At 59.6% G+C, this 18,657-nt stretch carries 14 protein-coding genes; 10 read left to right on the top strand and 4 right to left on the bottom strand.

What is annotated here, in order from left to right; translation table 11 throughout:
* The first annotated feature begins 2 nt into the window (after positions 1-2).
* A complete protein-coding gene (locus ACR0I8_RS02975) occupies positions 3-3,032 on the top strand; it encodes a sarcosine oxidase subunit alpha family protein (RefSeq protein WP_170688898.1) in 3,030 nt (1,009 codons plus the stop codon).
* Positions 3,025-3,591, top strand: a complete 567-nt coding sequence (locus ACR0I8_RS02970; protein WP_170688897.1) for a sarcosine oxidase subunit gamma family protein — start codon at positions 3,025-3,027, stop codon at positions 3,589-3,591. Before ACR0I8_RS02975 ends, ACR0I8_RS02970 begins: the two co-directional genes overlap by 8 nt.
* A 109-nt stretch (positions 3,592-3,700) precedes the next feature.
* Here ACR0I8_RS02970 and ACR0I8_RS02965 read toward each other — a convergent pair whose 3' ends face one another.
* Positions 3,701-4,462, bottom strand: a complete 762-nt coding sequence (locus ACR0I8_RS02965) for an FkbM family methyltransferase (RefSeq protein ID WP_170688896.1) — start codon at positions 4,460-4,462, stop codon at positions 3,701-3,703.
* 100 nt (positions 4,463-4,562) lie between these two features.
* Between ACR0I8_RS02965 and ACR0I8_RS02960 the strand changes: the two genes are divergently transcribed.
* The 3 genes from ACR0I8_RS02960 to ACR0I8_RS02950 all read left to right on the top strand — a co-directional run bounded on the left by ACR0I8_RS02960 (position 4,563) and on the right by ACR0I8_RS02950 (position 6,827).
* Positions 4,563-5,162 (top strand): superoxide dismutase, encoded by a 600-nt coding sequence (locus ACR0I8_RS02960; RefSeq protein ID WP_170374091.1) that lies wholly within the window; start codon positions 4,563-4,565, stop codon positions 5,160-5,162.
* Between the two features lie 185 nt (positions 5,163-5,347).
* On the top strand, positions 5,348-6,133 hold the full coding sequence (locus ACR0I8_RS02955) for an ABC transporter permease subunit (protein ID WP_480702710.1): 786 nt from the start codon (positions 5,348-5,350) through the stop codon (positions 6,131-6,133).
* A 235-nt stretch (positions 6,134-6,368) separates the two neighbouring features.
* Positions 6,369-6,827: a baeRF12 domain-containing protein gene (locus tag ACR0I8_RS02950; RefSeq protein ID WP_170639532.1), complete on the top strand. Its 459-nt coding sequence runs from the start codon at positions 6,369-6,371 to the stop codon at positions 6,825-6,827.
* 36 nt (positions 6,828-6,863) lie between these two features.
* Here the strand turns inward: ACR0I8_RS02950 and ACR0I8_RS02945 are convergent, their stop codons facing one another.
* Positions 6,864-7,403: a TIGR00730 family Rossman fold protein gene (locus tag ACR0I8_RS02945; RefSeq protein WP_170688895.1), complete on the bottom strand. Its 540-nt coding sequence runs from the start codon at positions 7,401-7,403 to the stop codon at positions 6,864-6,866.
* Positions 7,404-7,529: 126 nt separating this feature from the next.
* Between ACR0I8_RS02945 and ACR0I8_RS02940 the strand changes: the two genes are divergently transcribed.
* The 3 genes from ACR0I8_RS02940 to ACR0I8_RS02930 all read left to right on the top strand — a co-directional run bounded on the left by ACR0I8_RS02940 (position 7,530) and on the right by ACR0I8_RS02930 (position 11,304).
* Complete coding sequence (locus ACR0I8_RS02940; protein ID WP_170688894.1) at positions 7,530-8,999, top strand: LysM peptidoglycan-binding domain-containing protein; 1,470 nt, start codon at positions 7,530-7,532, stop codon at positions 8,997-8,999.
* Positions 9,000-9,076: 77 nt separating this feature from the next.
* Positions 9,077-10,882, top strand: coding sequence for an ABCB family ABC transporter ATP-binding protein/permease (locus ACR0I8_RS02935; protein WP_170688991.1), 1,806 nt, complete (start codon positions 9,077-9,079; stop codon positions 10,880-10,882).
* A 98-nt stretch (positions 10,883-10,980) separates the two neighbouring features.
* Positions 10,981-11,304 carry a hypothetical protein gene (locus tag ACR0I8_RS02930; RefSeq protein WP_170374086.1) on the top strand — a complete coding sequence of 108 codons (324 nt, stop codon included), beginning with the start codon at positions 10,981-10,983 and terminating at the stop codon, positions 11,302-11,304.
* A 55-nt stretch (positions 11,305-11,359) separates the two neighbouring features.
* Here ACR0I8_RS02930 and ACR0I8_RS02925 read toward each other — a convergent pair whose 3' ends face one another.
* Positions 11,360-15,151, bottom strand: coding sequence for an efflux RND transporter permease subunit (locus ACR0I8_RS02925; protein ID WP_170688893.1), 3,792 nt, complete (start codon positions 15,149-15,151; stop codon positions 11,360-11,362).
* A complete protein-coding gene (locus ACR0I8_RS02920; RefSeq protein ID WP_170688892.1) occupies positions 15,148-16,380 on the bottom strand; it encodes an efflux RND transporter periplasmic adaptor subunit in 1,233 nt (410 codons plus the stop codon). Before ACR0I8_RS02920 ends, ACR0I8_RS02925 begins: the two co-directional genes overlap by 4 nt.
* A 226-nt stretch (positions 16,381-16,606) precedes the next feature.
* Between ACR0I8_RS02920 and ACR0I8_RS02915 the strand changes: the two genes are divergently transcribed.
* Positions 16,607-17,278: a hypothetical protein gene (locus tag ACR0I8_RS02915; RefSeq protein WP_170374083.1), complete on the top strand. Its 672-nt coding sequence runs from the start codon at positions 16,607-16,609 to the stop codon at positions 17,276-17,278.
* Positions 17,279-17,320: 42 nt separating this feature from the next.
* Positions 17,321-18,643, top strand: a complete 1,323-nt coding sequence (locus ACR0I8_RS02910; RefSeq protein ID WP_170374082.1) for a PQQ-like beta-propeller repeat protein — start codon at positions 17,321-17,323, stop codon at positions 18,641-18,643.
* The last annotated feature ends 14 nt before the right edge of the window (positions 18,644-18,657 follow it).

Genomic DNA, 18,657 nt, shown 5'->3' with positions numbered 1-18,657 from the left:
ACATGAGCACCCGTCTCGCAAATCAAGGCCGGCTGATTGACCGGTCGAAACAGGTTACTTTTACCTTCAACGGCACCTCGATGCAGGGCTACGAAGGCGATACCCTTGCATCCGCCCTGTTGGCCAACGACCAGATGATGATGGGCCGGTCGTTCAAGTATCACCGTCCGCGTGGCGTCGTTGCCAGTGGCGCGGAAGAGCCGAACGCTCTGGTCGGTTTGGGCGAAGGCAACCGGTTTGAACCGAACCAGCGCGCCACCACGACCGAGTTGTTCAACGGTCTGACGTCTGTGTCGCAGAACCACTGGCCGAACCTCGAGTTCGACATCGGGTCGATCAACACCCATCTGTCGCGCTTCCTGCCGGCGGGCTTCTACTACAAGATGTTCATCCACCCGAAACCGTTCTGGAAACACGTCTACGAGCCTTTCATCCGTCAGTCCGCTGGTCTGGGCAAAGCGCCCGACAAGGACAACCGTGACGCAGACACCTACGAGCATTTCTACCACTTCACCGATGTACTGGTGATCGGTGGTGGTGTTGCCGGTCTGCAGGCGGCCAAAACGGCAGCTCAATCCGGTGCCAGGGTCATGCTGATCGAGCAGACTGCGCATTGGGGTGGTCGTGCTCCGGTTGATGGCGGCACGATCGACGGTGAGCCTGTGGATAAGTTCGTGGAACAATTAGTTTCTGAACTCGAAACAATGGACAACGTCATCCTGCGCAATCGCTGCATGGGGGCAGGGGTTTATGACCACGGTTACGTACTCGGCTACGAACGCCTGACGGACCACACTCCCGGCGTGCAAGGCCCCCGTCATCGCCTGTGGCGCATCCGTACCAAACAGGTCGTGACAGCAACCGGCGCGATTGAGCGTCCGCTGTCTTTCGCGGGTAACGATGTTCCGGGCGTGATGTTGGCCTCGGCTATGCGGGATTATGTGGTGAACTGGGGCGTGACCCCCGGCGACCGCGTGATCGTTGCGACCAACAACGACGACGCCTATCGCACTGCAATTGCCCTCAAGAAAGCCGGTGTGGATGTTCTACGCGTGGTCGATGCGCGCGCAAGCGCCGGACCTCTGGCGGAAGAGGCGCGCCAACTGGGCATCCGTGTCGATCCCGGCAAGGCCATCGCCAAGGTCAAGGGCGGCAAGCGCGTCAAAAAAGTTGCGCTGTGCAACCAGGAAGGCATCGGTGGTGCGCGGGAAGAGGTCGAATGCGATGCAGTCGCCATGTCGGGCGGCTGGTCTCCGGTTGTTCACATGTGGTCGCATTGCGGCGGCAAGCTGATCTGGGATGAGGCGAACGCCCATTTCCGTCCTGACCCTGAACGTCCTCCGCTGGGTGCAGACGGTGAAGGCTTCGTGATCGCCGCGGGTTCGTCCAACGGTCCGCTGGCTCTCGGTGACGTTCTGACCGACGCGGACGCTGCAGGTAAAACAGCGGCGAAGGCGGCCGGCTACAAGGCAAAACGCACCAAGGCTCCTACAGGCGAAACGACGACCGAGGCTCCGATGGCGGCTGTTTGGCTGATGCCTGCGAATGCGGACATCCAGCTGCGCATGAAATCGTGGTTGGACTTCCAGAACGACGTGAAGGTCTCGGACGTTCAGCTGGCTGCACTCGAAGGTTATGAAAGCGTCGAACACACCAAGCGTTACACCACGCTGGGTATGGCGACCGATCAGGGTAAGTTGAGCAATATCAACGGCTTGGCGATCCTTGCTGATGCGCTGGATTCCGAGATTCCGAAGGTCGGTACCACGACGTTCCGCCCGCCCTATACGCCTATCTCGCTGGCGTCGATTGGTGGTGAAGCACGTGGTGAGGTGTTCCAACCGATCCGCCAGACCCCGATGCACAACTGGCACGACCAGAATGGCGCAGACTGGGAGCCGGTCGGCCATTGGCGCCGGACCTATGCCTATGTCCGTCCTGGTGAGTCCGTGCATGACGCGGTGAATCGTGAGGTGAAGAACACCCGTGAGAACCTTGGCCTGCTGGACGCCTCGACACTGGGTAAACTGATCGTCAAAGGCCCCGATGCGGGCAAGTTCCTGGACATGATGTACACCAACATGATGTCCACGCTGAAGGTTGGCAAATGTCGCTATGGCCTGATGTGTTCAGAGAACGGCTTCCTGATCGACGACGGTGTTGTTGCCCGCATCGACGAGGACACATGGCTATGCCACACCACCACCGGGGGTGCCGAGCGCATCCATGGTCACATGGAAGAATGGCTACAAACCGAATGGTGGGACTGGAAAGTCTATGTCGCGAACGTGACCGAGCAATACGCCCAGGTCGCCGTGGTTGGCCCCAACGCCCGCAAGGTACTGGAGAAGCTGAATGCTCAAGCCGGTGGCGGCATGGACGTTTCGAAGGAGGCGCTGCCCTTCATGGAATGGCGTGACGGTAAGATTGGCGCGTTCGACGCGCGGGCCTACCGCATCTCGTTCTCGGGTGAGCTGTCCTATGAGATCGCGGTCCCTGCAAGCCAGGGCCAGGCGTTCTGGGACGCTCTGATTGACGCGGGCAAAGAGTTCGGCGTGATGCCTTACGGCACCGAATGCCTGCACATCCTGCGGGCCGAGAAGGGCTTCATCATGATCGGCGACGAGACCGACGGCACCGTGATCCCGCAGGATCTGGGGCTGCACTGGGCGCTGTCCAAGAAGAAAGAGGATTACCTCGGGAAACGCGCCCATTCGCGGACCCATATGGCCGATCCAGAGCGTTGGAAACTGGTCGGTCTGGAGACTGTGGATGGATCGGTTCTGCCGGACGGTGCCTATGCGGTGGGCGAGGGCGTCAATGCCAACGGTCAGCGCAACATGATCGGGCGTGTGACATCGACCTATTACTCGTCCAATCTGGACAAAGGCATCGCCATGGGTCTGATAAAGCATGGTCCTGACCGCATGGGCGAGATTGTCGAGTTCCCGGGAACCGATGGCAAAACCTACAAAGCCAAGATCGTCGATCCGATCTTCTACGACAAGGACGGGGAGAAGCAGAATGTCTGAACCCATCAGCGCACTGAACCACGCCAGCTATGACGGCATCGCGAAGGTGGCCGAGGTCGGCCTGCAGGGCATGATCACCCTGCGCGGCGATCTGTCCGACAAGGTGCTGGCCAAGGCGGTCAAGGATGCAACCGGGCAGAAAATGCCCGGCCAGCGCGAGGCTCTGGTCGATGGCGATACCGGCGTGTGCTGGATGTCCACCGACGAGCTGCTGGTGCTTGTGCCCTATGCCGAGGTCGAGGCAAAACTGGCCGAGATGACCAACGCACTTGGCGGTACGCATGCGCTGGCCGTCAATGTCTCGGACGCCCGTGCGGTGTTCACAGTCTCGGGCAGCAACGCGCGCGAAGTTCTGGGCAAGGTTGCTCCGGTCGATCTGTCGCCTGCGGCTTTCCAACCCGGCCAAATTCGCCGTTCGCGTCTGGCTCAGGTGGCTGGTGCCTTCTGGATGGACGACGCCGAGACCCTGCGCATTGTCTGCTTCCGTTCGGCGGCTGACTATGTTTTCAAACTGCTCAAGGTTGCGGCGCAGCCGGGCAGTGAGGTCGAGGTTTACTAAAGACCCGACGACTGATGTAAAAAAAGGCTCCGGTATAGGCCGGAGCCTTTTGCGTTCTGACTTTGCAATTACCAGCTAAGAGTGATCGGAGGCCCGAACGGCGCCCACTTCAATCATGCAAAAGGATCGTTTGATAGTGATTGAGCGCCGTGGGTTCCAATAGCGCCTGCACCGTCACCGGCTGCCTGTTTTCGTCGCACAGATGGCTATAGAAGCGAAGGCTGTCCAGCAGGCCTTCCATACGGGAACGTCGGTCTGCCTCTTCCAGAAGCGGCGCATGCAAGGACAGAAACAGGGCGGGGCGTTTCTGTTTCAGCCAGTCCAGAAGCGTAGGCAGCACAAAGAACTCGGCCCCTTCGATATCCATTTTCACCAGCGAGACCCGGCTTAAATCCTGGACAGCCTGGAACTGCTCCCATGCGATTGTCAAAGCATCCGTTCCATGCGCCGCGTCATGTAAAAGTGAACTGGTGGAATCGCCTGGCTCTCCTCGGGTTGAGGCCATGCGGGCCACTCCGAACTGATCTGACAACGCCACTCCGAAGGCCGAGACATTGTGGATATCGTTCAGGTCCAGGTTCCAGGCCAGATGGCGAAACGCGGTCGGATCGGGCTCAAAGCAAAACACATGGCGGGCTTTGCGCGCTCCATAGAGGACTGTCGGCCCTATCCATGCGCCAATATCCAGATAGTCGTCTTCCGGGGACAGGAACTGATCGAGAACGGCGAAGGTCTCAGGCTCCCAATCTCCAGCCGAGGCTTTGCGCCAGAATTTCGAATGGTAGGGATCCAGCCGGAACGCCTGACCATTGAGGTTCCCTGCATAGTATCCGCGGGCGCGGAAAAACATCTTGCGCGCCTGTGTCAGCATCGCGGACCTCCGGGTTTTATTGTCTCGCCCCTTGACCTGCGGCGGTTGCCAAAGCATTTAACCCTTGGGAACCGCAACTTTTATTTTACAGGGGGCCGACATGGCTTTTGAACTTCCTGATCTTCCTTATGCACATGACGCGCTGGCAGCCAAGGGCATGTCCGCCGAAACGCTGGAATATCACCACGACCTGCACCACAAAGCCTATGTCGACAACGGCAACAAGCTGATCGCCGGCACCGAGTGGGACGGCAAGTCGCTGGAAGAGATCATCGTAGGTACCTACGACGCAAACGCCGTCGCGCAGAACGGTATCTTCAACAACATCAGCCAGCTGTGGAACCACAACCAGTTCTGGGAAATGATGGGACCCGGCGAAAGCGCGATGCCTGGAGAGCTTGAAAAAGCTCTGACCGAAAGCTTCGGCTCGGTTGACGAGTTCAAGTCGCAGTTCAGCGCGGCTGGCGCGGGTCAGTTCGGCTCGGGCTGGGCATGGCTGGTCAAAAACGCTGACGGCTCGCTGGCCGTGACCAAAACCGAAAACGGCGTGAACCCGCTGTGCTTTGGTCAGACGGCTCTGCTGGGTTGCGACGTGTGGGAGCATTCCTACTACATCGACTTCCGCAACAAGCGTCCGGCTTACCTGTCGAACTTCCTCGATAACCTGGTGAACTGGGAAAACGTCGCATCGCGCATGTGATCTGAGTGTCCCTTTCGGGAACAGGGGCCTGCTGGCGGAGACGCTGGCAGGCCCTTTTCATTGGTATAGTTTTCATGCCGCGCGGATGGTCAATCCGCACAGCAAACCTTGCGAGACCGCCTCAACCGTGACAGTCCTGCTGTAACCAACTGGCAAACCGCCATTTTGACGATTGGACCTCAAGCTTGCGTGGAAACCATCTCCTCGATCACGCGATTCTTCTGGCGGGCGTTGCCTTGATGTGCGGGCCGGTCTGCCTGCTGCTTTGGCAGTTGCTCACGGCCCTTGATCTGCCCGAGCTTTGGGCCTTGGTTCAGCGGGTCTGGCGTGGTGGCCTCAGCAGCGCTGGGATTGGGGCAGGGGCGATGATGTGGAATTCGCTGGTACTGGCCCTTGGCGTTGCCATCTTGAAAAGCGTGATGTCGATGATGGCCGCCTATGCGCTGGTGTTCTTTCGATTGCCCTGCAGCGGGTTGATCTACGGCGTGATCCTGATCGCGATGTTCTTTCCGATCGAGACCCGGATCTTGCCGACCTTCGCCGTTGCCAGTGATCTTGGGCTACTCAATTCCTACGCGGGGATGATCCTGCCGATCACGGCCAGTGGGCTGGGCGTGCTGGTGTTCCGCCAATACATGCGCCAGATCCCTACTGAGGTGATGGAGGCTGCCCAGATGGATGGCGCCGGACCGCTGCGTGTGCTGGTTGATATCGTTATCCCTCTGTCTTTGCCGATGATCGCGGCTGTGTTTGCGATCCTGTTTGTGCTGGGGTGGAACCAGTATGTCTGGCCGATCATGATCACCACCACCAGTCAGGACCATGACACCTTAGTGCGCGGCATGGCCTATTCGGGCTTTGGCGGCACGGCAGGCATGGTTCTGGCGCTTTTGGCGCTGCTGCCACCAGCTATTGTCGTGATCGGGCTGCAACGATGGCTGATGCGGGGTCTGACCGCAGGCATCCACTAGGTCCGCGATCTGCTCAAACATGAAGCGCAGGTGAAAACTTGCCGATACGTCAAGTTTCGGTGTGAGACGGGATTGTACCCGGTCCGCCAGTGCTTAAGTAAATACAGCGGAGGGAGAGAACCGCACCCATTTGGAAGCACAAGCAAACACCGCGCCAGAACGCTCTGGCCGCGAAGCAAAGAACTTGTGGCCAATTCATGAGGGATAGCCATGAAAACCACTACGGGAGAGCATAATGGCTGCACTTGAACAGGGAACCTGGGTTGTTATCGCGGATGGGGAAAAGGCGCTGTTTGTCGAGAACATCACCGATGCCGAAGACCCCAATCTGGTTGTTGTTTCGGTTGAGGAGCAAGAGGCGCAAGACCGCCCTACTGATCGGGCTGGGCGACGGTCTGATCCGGGGCCGAACCAGAAATCGGCGGTTGAGGAGCCGGACTGGAAATCCCATGCGAAATCGCTGTTCGTGCAGGACCTTGCCAATCTTTTGAACCGCAAAGGGCTGAAAGGCAAATTCCAAAGGCTTGTTCTAGTGGCCAGCCCCCATGTCCTGGGCCTGCTGCGTCGCAGGCTACATAGCGAGGTGCTGGCCAAAGTCGTGGCCGAGGTGGATAAAACCCTGACCAACCACCCGCTTCACAAGGTCGAACAGGTGCTGAAACAGCGCCTTCGCCCTGCGCCACGTCTGGCTTGAATGAAAACGGGCGGCCGCGGCCGCCCACATTTTTGCCTACCGCAAAGCGGCGATGACCGCGTCGGCATCCTCGACCCAAGTCACGAAACTTGAAAGAGATTGATCGGCAAATCCCTGTTCGATCACCTGTTCCAGCAGGTCGCGGAGCTTATCCCAGTAGCCCCCCACATTCACCACCAAAATCGGCTTATCATGCAGGCCCAACTGCCGCCATGTCAGCGCCTCGAACAGCTCGTCCAGTGATCCCGGCCCTCCGGGCAGCACCACGACGGCATCCGCATTCATGATCATGACTTTCTTGCGCTCGTGCATCGTCTCAGTGATCACGTAATGCGTCAGGTCGCTTTTGCCGACTTCACGCTGGACCAGATGCACCGGGATAACGCCGAAGGTTTCGCCCCCAGCAGATTGCGTGGCGCGCGCAACTTCCCCCATCAGACCCACATCTCCGGCCCCGTAAACCAACCGCCAGCCTTCCTGCGCCAGCGCGGCTCCCAACTTCTTGGCGGCGTCAGAATAGGCGGGATTGGTGCCATTGCGTGACCCGCAATACACACAGACGGATTTCTGGGACATGACAGGTGCGCTCCGGGCTTGTTTCAGACGTTTTGACCCCTGATAGCGAGATTGATAGGTTGGCTCAACTGTCCGCCGGAACACGAGTCACTCACATCAGTTTCGCGGCGGAATGAAAGGGAAAGAATGAACGGCACATCGGGAAGCGGAAGCTCGGGCAGCTTCATCTGGGGGCTGCTTGTCGGCCTTGTGGCAATTCTTGCGGCCGGTGGTCTGTATTTGTCGGGTGTGTTTTCAAGCAGCCCCGAACCCGTACAGGAACAGGTTGAGGTTGCAGAGGAAACTCCTGCGCCGGAGGTTGCACCCGAAGAAGAGGCCTCGCAGGAGCCCGCACCCGAGCCAGAGGTGGCTATCGCCGAAGCCGAAGTTGAGGCTGAGGAACCCGCGGCCGAAGACCCCGAAGCGCAGCCCGAAGAGGTAACGGTTGACGCCGCACCCACGACACCTCCGGCTTTGGACCAGATATTCGTGTCGCCAGACGGCAGCGCGTTGCTGTCAGGCGAAGCCGAGCCGGGCAGCGACGTTGACGTGGTGCTGAACGGCGAGGTTGTACATCAGTTTTCGGTCGATGCGACGGGCCAGTTCGCCGAATTTGTTGCGGTCCCGTTCAGTGATGATCCACGCGGCCTTGTTCTGCAGTCGACCGATGGGGATGAAACTGTCCGATCCGACGACTATCTGATCGCAGCCCTGCCAGAACCCGCCCTCGAGGAGACAGCGCCAACGGTTGAGGAAACGCCATCGGAACCGGAAGTTGCTGAAGATCCTGAGCCTGAGGCGGAAGATACGACTGTGGCAAATGATGAGCCCGAGCAGTCGACGGAAACCGCAGACGCCGGTACGGAAACCGCAGACGCGGGTACGGAAGCCGAGGACGCCGGTACGGAAACTGCAGACGCGGGCACAGAAGCCGAGGACACCGTTACAGAAACTGCAGATGCCGGTGCCGAAACCCAGAACACCGGTGCGGATACAGAAGAGACCGTCGTTGAGGCTCAGTCAGCCCCAGAAGAAGCAATGGAAACCCCTGCTGAAAACCAACAGGTTGCCATCCTGCGTTCAGGCGAGGATGGGGTTGAGCTTGTTCAATCCCCGTCTGAAGAGAACGCCGCGCCTCAGCAGGTTGAGCTGGACACAATCGGCTATTCAGACACTGGAGATGTGCAACTGACAGGCCGTCTCAACGAAGGGTCGGCTGTACGGATTTATCTGAACAACCGTCTGGTGGCAGATGTGACCCCGCAAGAGAATGGCAATTGGAGGGGCGACCTCGAGGGAATCGACCCCGGCGTTTACACCCTGCGAGTGGACGAGGTGCATTCCGACGGCACAGTCCTCAGCCGCGTTGAAACGCCTTTCAAACGTGAACCCGTCGAGGTGCTGCAGGCGGCCGAGGCTCAGACTTCGGAGCAACCGCAGGAAACCCCTGCACCGATCCGGTCGGTCACGGTTCAGGCGGGCGACACCCTGTGGGCCATCTCGCGTGAGAGGTTCGGAGACGGCGTGCTATATGTCCGCCTGTTCGACGCTAACCGCGAGCTGATCCGTGACCCGGACCTGATTTTCCCGGGGCAGGTGTTCACCATTCCTGAATAAGCCCAGGCTCTGGCCTTTCTCGGGCCGGGGCCCATATTGCACTTCACACTAGGCAGGTAATGCGACGTATGCCCCCCATGACATCGGACGAATTGGCCGGAATTGACGAGCGCCGCTCTGGCTGGCGGACGATCCGCAAGGTTGCGCCCTATATGTGGCCTGATGATGAACCATGGGTGAAGCGACGCGTTGTGATTGCCATGGCGATGCTGGTTTTGGCTAAGCTGATCGCCGTCTATACGCCGATCCTTTACAAGGGCGCAGTGGACGGTCTGGCGGGCGAGGGCGTGCCTCCTTTGGCCCTTGGCGCGGTGGGGCTGACGGTGGCCTATGGTATCGCCCGGATGATGACTGTGGGCTTTCAGCAATTGCGCGATGCAGCCTTTGCCCCCGTTGGCCAACGGGCCTTGCGTGCGCTCGCGTTGGAGACCTTTCAGCACATCCACCAACTGTCCATGCGCTATCACGTTGGACGCCGGACAGGCGGCCTCAGCCGGATCATCGAGCGTGGGGTAAAAGGGGTCGAGTTCCTTTTGCGGTTCCTGCTGTTCTCGATCGGGCCGCTTATCCTGGAGCTGCTGCTGGTCGCCATCATCCTGATGTGGCTGTTCGATGTCTGGTATCTGGTCGTCGTGGCCGTCACTATTGCGCTTTACATCTGGTTTACTTTTGCCGTCACCGAATGGCGCGTGAAGCTGCGCCGCGAGATGAATGATCAGGATACCGAGGCGAACCAGCGCGCCATCGACAGCCTGCTGAATTTTGAAACCGTCAAGTATTTCAATGCCGAACAGCGTGAAGCGAACCGGTATGACGTGTCGATGAAGGCCTATGCCGGGGCGGCCTTGAAGACCGCCTATTCGCTGGCCTTCCTGAATTTTGGGCAGTCCTTCCTGATCACCTGTGGCCTGATCGGAGTGATGGTCTTGGCCGCGATTGGGGTTCAGAACGGCACGCTCACGGTTGGCGATTTCGTCATGGTGAATGCCTACATGATCCAGATCACCGTGCCTTTGAACTTTCTGGGCACGGTGTATCGCGAGATCCGGCAGGCGCTTGTCGATATGGGCCAGATGTTCGACCTGTTGGAACAACCTGCGGAGGTGAAAGACAAGCCCGACGCCCCGGACCTGAAGGTCAATGGTGGCGAGGTGACCCTCCATGATGTGCGCTTTGGCTATGACCCGGAGCGGGAGATCCTTAAAGGAGTGTCGCTGTCGGTGCCTGCGGGGCAGACCGTAGCCATTGTGGGCGCGACGGGGTCCGGGAAATCCACCATCGGGCGCTTGTTGTTCCGGTTCTACGATGTGACCGGAGGTGCGTTGAAGATTGATGGTCAGGACGTGCGGGATGTGCGTCAGACCAGCCTGCACGCGGCCATCGGCGTCGTGCCGCAGGATACGGTGCTGTTCAACGACACCATCCGCTACAACATTGCCTATGGCCGCGACGGCGCAACGCAAGCCGATGTGGAAGAGGCCGCGCGTGCGGCACAAATCCACGATTTCATCGCTTCTCTGCCCGAAGGCTATGACACCAAGGTGGGTGAGCGTGGGCTCAAGCTGTCAGGCGGAGAAAAGCAGCGTGTCGGCATCGCGCGGACGCTGCTCAAGAACCCGCCTATCCTACTGCTGGACGAGGCGACTTCGGCCCTCGACACCGATACTGAGCAGGAGATCAAGGATGCTCTGGCCCGAGCTGGCGAAGGGCGGACCGTGATCACCATCGCGCACCGTCTGAGCACGATTGCCGAGGCCGACCAGATTGTGGTTCTGGAAAGCGGTGAGATCATCGAGCAGGGCACTCATGATGCGCTATTGGCGCGCGAAGGTCGTTATGCTCAATTGTGGAGCCGCCAGCAGGCCGACACACAGGCTGCCTGAGATTTTCTGTTTGACGCGACTCGTCCGCTGGTTGAAACCCCAACTAGCGCAGTATCGCGTCAGGTTTGGCTTTGTCATCGAACAAGAAAGAGCAAAGAATGAAGAAAATTGTCACATCCATGACACTCGGTTTGACACTCGCGGCATCTGCCGCATCAGCCGAAGATCTGGAATTTCTGCTGGTCAATGAAACCAGCGCGGATCTGGTCGAATTCAATGTCTCCCCGGCGTCATCCGGCAGTTGGGAGGGTAACCTTTTGCAGGGGGGATACCTCGCACCAGACTATGAGATCGATGTGTTGATCGCGGATGGGCTTGTGACCTGCGTCTACGACATTCGCGGCGTGTTCGATGACGGCAGCGCGGTTGAGGACTTCGACCTCGACCTGTGTGACTTGGGCGAATACGCGTTCTCGGAATAGATAAACGTTTGAAAAAACGAAAAATGGCGGGCCATCGGCTCGCCATTTTTTTTGTTTATTCAGCTGCTTTTAGCGGTGACCCGGGCGGGATGGTCGGGTGATCCTCTTCCGTCCCTGTAGCCTGCTCGGGCCGAGGCGCAGGCTGTTCGTCCCAGACGATCTCGGTCGCTTGAGCGGCCCGAGCGCTTTGGCCGATAGCCATGTCCTTCGCGATCTGGCTGGACCGGCCTGCTGTGACCCTCGCCAGAAGTTTGCCCAGCCAGATGGCATAGGTTGTCACCCAGACCCGCAGGGCCAGCATCGATGGCGTCACGATCAGGGTCAGCACGGTGGCGATGCCGAGGCCAAAGACCACAGCGGTTGCCAGCTGTTTCCACCACAGTGCTGTGGGGCTGTCGATCGTGTAGCCACCATTGATGAAGTCCAGCGACAGGCCAAACATCATCGGCGTCAGACCGGCCATAGTGGTCAGCGTTGTCAGCAGAACGGGGCGAATCCGAGCCTCAGCCGTACGCACGATCGCGTCGATCCGCGGCATGTAGCGGCTGTACTCCTGATAGGTGTCAATGAGAACGATATTGTTGTTCACAACAATCCCTGCCAGAGCGACGATCCCCGTACCGGTCATGATGATCGAGAAGGGTTGCTCCATCACCAGCATCCCGATCAGAACGCCGGTCGTCGACAGTACTACCGCCAGCAAAACCAGAACCGAGTTGTAAAAGCTGTTGAATTGCGCCAGCAGGATCACGAACATCAGCCCTAGGGCCGCCAGAAACGCGCTGGACAGAAAGGCCTGGCTTTCGGCCTGTTCTTCCTGATCACCGGTCCATTCCCATGTGATCGAAGGGTCGAACGGGTTAGTGTTCAGCCATTCGGTCAGAACGGCGATACGTTCGTTGGGATTGATCGGCGCGATGCTGGCCTCGCCATTCTCAATGGCGGTCCGCAGCTCTTCAGTTGTCTCAGCCCCGGTCAATTGCACCAGATCGTACTGCTTGCCATTGGGCGCAGTGATCGCGGCTGAGGAGGGCTCAGCCTCATCCGCAACCGCGCGCAGAACGGCCAAACGTTTTTCACCACCGTCTGGTCCAGCGACTACTGCTTTGCTGAGGCCAGTTTCGACATCGGCTTTGACGTCATAATAGCGTTCCTGATCAACACGGTTGATTTCAGCAAGTTTGGCGACCGGCTGACGGGTGACGAAGTTGGAAAGAGGCACGAGGCCGTCCGCCGTGCGCACCTTCAACGTGTCCAGCGTTGACAGGACGCGATCTTCTTCGGGTAGGCGGACGCGGATCTCGATCTCTTCATCCGTGGTGTCGGGGCGCATCTCGCCCAGAAGAATACCGCGCGTGACCAGCTGCACCATGGCCCCAACAGTGGCCACATCGGCGCCAAATCGGCCTGCTTTGGCGACGTCAACGTCGATCTGCCAGTCGATGCCGGGCAGGGGCAGAGTGTCTTCTATCTTGATCAGGCCGGGGGTCGTGTCGAAAACCTCTCGGGCGGCGACAGTAGCAGCAGTCAGCGGCTCCCACCCGTCGCCCTTGATCCGCAGATGCACGGGCTTGGCCGAGGCGGGGCCTTGTTCCAGCGCCAGAATCTCAACCTCGAAACCGGGCAGCTCGGCCAGTTGGGTGTTGAGTTCTTCCAGAACATAGTCGCCATCATATTCGGGGGCGATGAAGTGCCGGTCGAACAGCCCGCCCAAAATGGGCTCCGAGACGTTGGGGCGGTCTTCCCATGGGATAATTTCGAACTGGACGCGTCCAACCGTGTCTGCCGGGTCTTGCGCGCCGCCATTGTTCTGCGTCAGGCCACCTTCGCCCGCAAACGAAAACACGTTGATCACCGCCGGGTGTGCGGCAATTACCTGTTCGGCGGCCAGCACCATCGCGTCTTTTTCCATCAACGAAAGGTTGCCCCGCGCGCGAACGTAAGCCGTGGCCTGTTCCGGTTCGCTTTCGACGAAGAACTCGACGCCTCGGTTGTTTTCGCCGAACACCGAGATCACCGTCATCACAGCAATGATAACGGCAGCGATCGAGACAATCGGCATCACCGGATTGCCCACGAGGAATTTGATGACATAGCCGAAGGGCGTGTGTTCCTTTGCCGTGTGAACCTTGGTGTCGGGTTTGCGCTCGATCCGGGCCGCGCCTAGCGTGACCGATCCGGCGAAAGCTCCGAGGATCATCAGAACGGCCCCAAGGAGCGAACCACCGCCCTCGACCAGATAGGAGGGGTTCAGCACCTGCATCGCGCCGAGGAAGACCAGATAGAAGGACGGTGGCACCAGTACGGCGCGCAGCCACCACGGCGTACGACCGCGCAACCAGTCAGAGGCACGGTCGAAGATGCGGCTCAAACGGCCCGAGACACCGCCCATAACCGGCAGGTAGATCAGCGCCACGATCAGCGAGGCCGAGAGAACAAAAATCAGCGTGACCGGAAGCATGCCCATGAACTCACCCGGAATACCGGGCCAGAACAGCATCGGCAGGAAGGCGCAGAGGGTCGTGGCCGTGGACGAGACAATGGGCCAGAACATGCGCTGCGCCGCCTCGACATAGGCATGCATCGGGCCGACGCCCTCTTTGATGCGCTTGTCGGCATACTCGACCACAACGATCGCGCCATCCACCAGCATACCGACGGCAAGGATCAGACCGAACATCACGATGTTCGAAATGCTGACCCCCATGACCGCAAGAAACGCAAAGCACAGTAGGAACGAGGTCGGAATCGCAAAACCCACCAACAGCGCTGCCCGCGACCCAAGCGAGGCAAGGACGACGATCATCACCAGTGCGATCGCCGTCAGGACCGAGCCCTCCAACTGGCTGACCATGGATCCAACGATCCGGCTTTGGTCGTTCGAGGTGCCCACGTCCACCGCAGCCTGCAATTCGGCGGGCCACTTGGTTTGCGCTTCGGCGATAGTCGCTTTGACCTGCTCGACCGTGTCGATCAGGTTGAAGCCTTTGCGCTTGACAACCTGCAAAGCGACGGTCGGCACGTTGTCGAACCGGGCCGTGCCTTCGCGGTCCTCAAACGTGTAGTTGATTTCGGCCAATTCACCCAGAGTGACGACCCGGTCGCCGTTGACCTTGATGGGCAAGCCATACACGTCCTGCGCGGTTTTGAAGGACGAGGGGATTTTGACCGAAAAGGCCCCTTGCGCGCTGTCCACTTCGCCCGCCGCAATCAACTGGTTGTTGTTTTGCACAACCGTAATCAGCTCATTGGCAGTGACGTTGTACGCCTCAAGGCGCAGAGGGTCGATGATGACCTCAAGCAGCTCATCCCGGTTGCCAGCGATTCCGGCCTCAAGCACGGAATCAAGCGCTTCGATGTCGTCCTGCAGGTCCTTGGCGATACGCGCCATGGTTCGTTCGGGCACCGCGCCGGTCAGGTTCACGATGACGATGGGGAATTCGGAGAAGTTTAGCTCGCTCAGCGAGTATTGCTCGGCGCCGTCCGGGAACTCGGCCTGTGCGCTGTTCATCGCGTCGCGGACATCGGCAGTGATCGCGGTTTTGTCCCAGCCGAATTCGAACTCAAGAAACAGGCCTGCATAGCCCTCGGCGGCGGTGGCGGTCATCTCTTTGAGGCCGTCCAAATCTGCCAGCTCGGTCTCCATCGGTTTGACCAGCAGGTTTTCGGAATCCTCGGCCGAGATTCCGGGGAAGACGACCGATACGAACAGGGCAGGGACTTCGATATCCGGCTCGCCCTCTTTCGGCAGATTGACATAGGCGAACCCGCCGATGACCAGCGAAATTAGGATGAAGGCCAGAACCATGCGGGCCCGATCGGCGGCCCAGCTGACGATACCCGTCATTGCGTGACCTCCTGATAGGTCGGGTTCACGGTGACGCCTTTGACAACGAACTCCTGCCCCACCACGATGATGTCCGTAGTTTCAGGCAGACCGTCGATCCAGACGCCCTCTGCCGTATCGCGCAACACGCGAACCGGCATGAAATCGACCACATCCCCCGCGCCGACGGTGCGCACGCCTAGCTGCCCTTCATTGCTAAGGGTCAGGGCCGATTGCGGCAGCAGATGCGCCTTGGCCCCTTCAGCCGAGATACGGATTGTCGCCGTCTGGCCATCGCGAATGGTCAGATCTTCATTCGGTACGGTGATCTCGACCTCAAAGGTGCGGGTTGTCTCATCTGCCGAGCGGCTGAGGAAGGTCACGCGGCCTTCGACCTGACGACCGGTGACCAACTGAGCCGAAGCCAGCGCCCCGACCTGAACGCGGTTAACTTCGGTCTCGGGCACGAATCCAACAAGCTTGATCGGGTCCAGCTGGATGATCGTGGCGCAGAGCGTCCCAGGCTGCATTAAGCTGCCCAATTCGGCGGTGTCGCTTTCCAGCAGGCCTTGAAACGGGGCCTCAATCGTCAGCCGATCCATTTCACGTTGGGCGGCTTCAACCTCGGCCGCAGCGGATTCGATTCCAGCGCGGGTTGCTTCCAGCCCGGCTTCAGCCGATTTGATGCCTGCCTCGGCGCTGCTCATCGCGGCCTCGGAGGAGACGCGGCGGGTTTCCGAACCAAAGCCCGTCTCGGACAGTTTGCGGGCCGCTTTCAGGTTGATATCGGCCTCGGCCACCAAAGCATGTGCTTCTTCCAGACGCGCCTCAGCCTCGGGGATGCGGCTTTCGGCCTCAAGCTTGCCTGCCTTCGCTTCAGCTAGGCTGGCGGGGCGGGTGCCGGGATCAAGCTCACACAGCAGATCGCCCGCCTCAACAAAAGCACCGCGGCGCATAGGTTCTGAGATTACGGTCGAGGTCGTCTCGGCCAGCACTTCGACCTGACGGTTGGCTTTTGTTTGGCCGCGCAGCAGGACGGCGCTGTCAATCTCGCGCGCGACCGAGCGCAGGGCGACCACGCGCACAGCATTTTCATTGGCCAGCGAAACCACCGCCTCTTCGGTCTCTGATGGCATGCTTTCCTCTACGTCACCTTTGCCTGCAAAGGCGAACAGCGCGTCACGCTCAAAAACAAGGAAATACAGCGCGACAATCACCAAGGCGGCATTGATGAATGAAATCAGACGCATAAAGCTGGTCTCCTTAAAAAAATTCGCCGGCTTAGACCGGGGTAGTATAGTGAAAGATGGGCGTAGGCTTGTGTATTTTCTACGCTAAACTGATTAGTTCGGTTTATTTTTTTTCGCAAGGGCGCATGCAGTCAGCGGAATTGTGCAAAATCCGGCCCTTGGCTTGGCCGTGGTGCCGGGGTATGACATGGCCCACCAAGACAGGAACCACAGCCCGGGGGCAGGTATGAGCGATACCGACAGTTTCATTGATGAGGTCACAGAAGAGGTGCGCCGCGACCGGCTGTATCTGCTTTTGCGGCGTTGGGGCTGGGTCGGTGTTGTTGCCGTCGTGCTGATCGTCGGTGGAGCCGCCTTCAACGAATTCCGCAAGGCGCGGGACACGTCGCAGGCTCAGAAGTTGGGCGATGACATTCTGGCCGCGCTGGCGGAAAACGATACTGCCGCGCGTGTCGCTGGCCTAGAGCAGGTGGACGTACTGACGCCGGGTGGTGAGGCTGTGCGCAACATGCTTCTGTCCGCCTCACAGCTCGATGCTGATTCCCGGCAGGACGCGGTCGACAGTCTGAATGCTGTGGCCGTTCAGGGCGATCTGCCCGAGATTTACCGCGCCATTGCCAGCTTCAAGGCACTGCTGCTTCAATCCGACACAATGCCCGCTGCAGATCGTCGGCAACAGTTCGAGGCTTTGGCCGCCCCCGGCGCCCCGCTGCGCCTTCTGGCCCAAGAGCAACTGGCCCTGATCGACATCGCCGAGGGTGATACAGATGCCGCGTTGGAGCGGTTGCAGGCGCTGCGTCAGGACGCAGAGGTCAGCGTGGATCTGCAACAACGCGCGGCGCAATTGATTGTTGCACTGGGCGCTGAGCCCGAGCCATTGGTCGCTCAGCAGGGCTGATCGGGCGGAACACAGGTTAATGACAGGCGAGTTCGGATTAAAATGGTAACAAGACTTTTCTCTCGCGTGGGACTGCCGATTGCGGCACTGGCCCTGACCGCTCTGGCCGCTTGTGAAGAACCCGAACAGATCTTGCCCGGCGAGCGTGAGGATATCCGACCCGCCTCAGACCTTGAAACGGTCGCCAAAAGCGGCTCGCAACCGATTAGCCTGCCATCGCAGAGTGCAAATGCAAGCTGGCCCCAAAGCCCTGGCACGCCAGCCTTCCGGACGTCCAATGCTTCGCTGCGTGCGACACCCCAACGTATTTGGTCGGCCTCAATTGGGGATGGCGATTCCCGCAAACAACGAATTACGGCAGACCCGGTTGTTGCGGGGGGGCTGGTCTATACGCTTGACGCAGGGGCGACGGCTTCGGCGGTGACACCGCAGGGACAGGTCGCGTGGAGCACCAATCTGATCCCAGCAACCGACGGAGACGCGGATGCCACGGGCGGTGGCATGGCCTATTCCGGGGGCGTTCTCTATGTCTCCTCGGGTTTTGGCCGTCTGACGGCGTTGGATGCAAAGACCGGAGCAATCCGGTGGCAGAAACGCCTGAATGCAACCGGCAGCGGCGCGCCTTTGGTGAGTAACGGACTGCTGTATCTCGTCGCTGGGGATGAAACCGGTTGGACCGTTGACACCAAGGATGGCCGCATCCAATGGCAGATTGAGGGTACCCCTAGCGTCGGCAACGTTCTGGGCGCACCTGCGCCGGTCGTGACCTCGGATCTGGCTGTCTTTGCCTTTGGTTCGGGCGATATCGCCGCGACATTCAAGCGGGGCGGGATCAGCCGATGGAATGCCTCGGTGGCCGGTGGCCGCCGCGGACGCGCCACAGCTCGGATTGTCGATGTGACTGGTAGCCCGATGGTGGTGGGCGACACCATCTTCATCGGTAACCACTCTGGCCGTACCGTTGCGTTTGACGCGGGAACAGGTGAGCGCCGCTGGACTGCAGATGAAGGCGCGGTCGATACTGTCTGGCCCGCAGGCAACAGTATTTTCCTGATCAGCGATCGCAGCCAGTTGGTCCGCTTGAACAGCGCCGATGGTTCGGTGATCTGGGCGCAGGACCTACCGGGCTTTGTCAAAGACAAACCAAACCGTCGCGGTCCGATCGTGGCCCACTATGGCCCGATCCTGGCCGGAGGGCGCATTGTGATCGCCTCGAATGACGGGTTCCTGCGGTTCTTCAACCCGGTGAACGGGGCGCTTGTGCATCAGGTCGAAGTCCCCGGAGGCGCGACCACCGCGCCCGTAGTCGCCGGACAAACACTGTATGTCGTGTCGACCAAAGGTGATCTACACGCTTTCCGTTGACCAAAAGATGCGCT

This window comes from Ruegeria sp. BG9 (assembly GCF_056538305.1).
The sequence above is the reverse complement of the archived record's forward strand: the minus strand, read 5'-3'. Positions and strand labels throughout refer to the sequence as shown.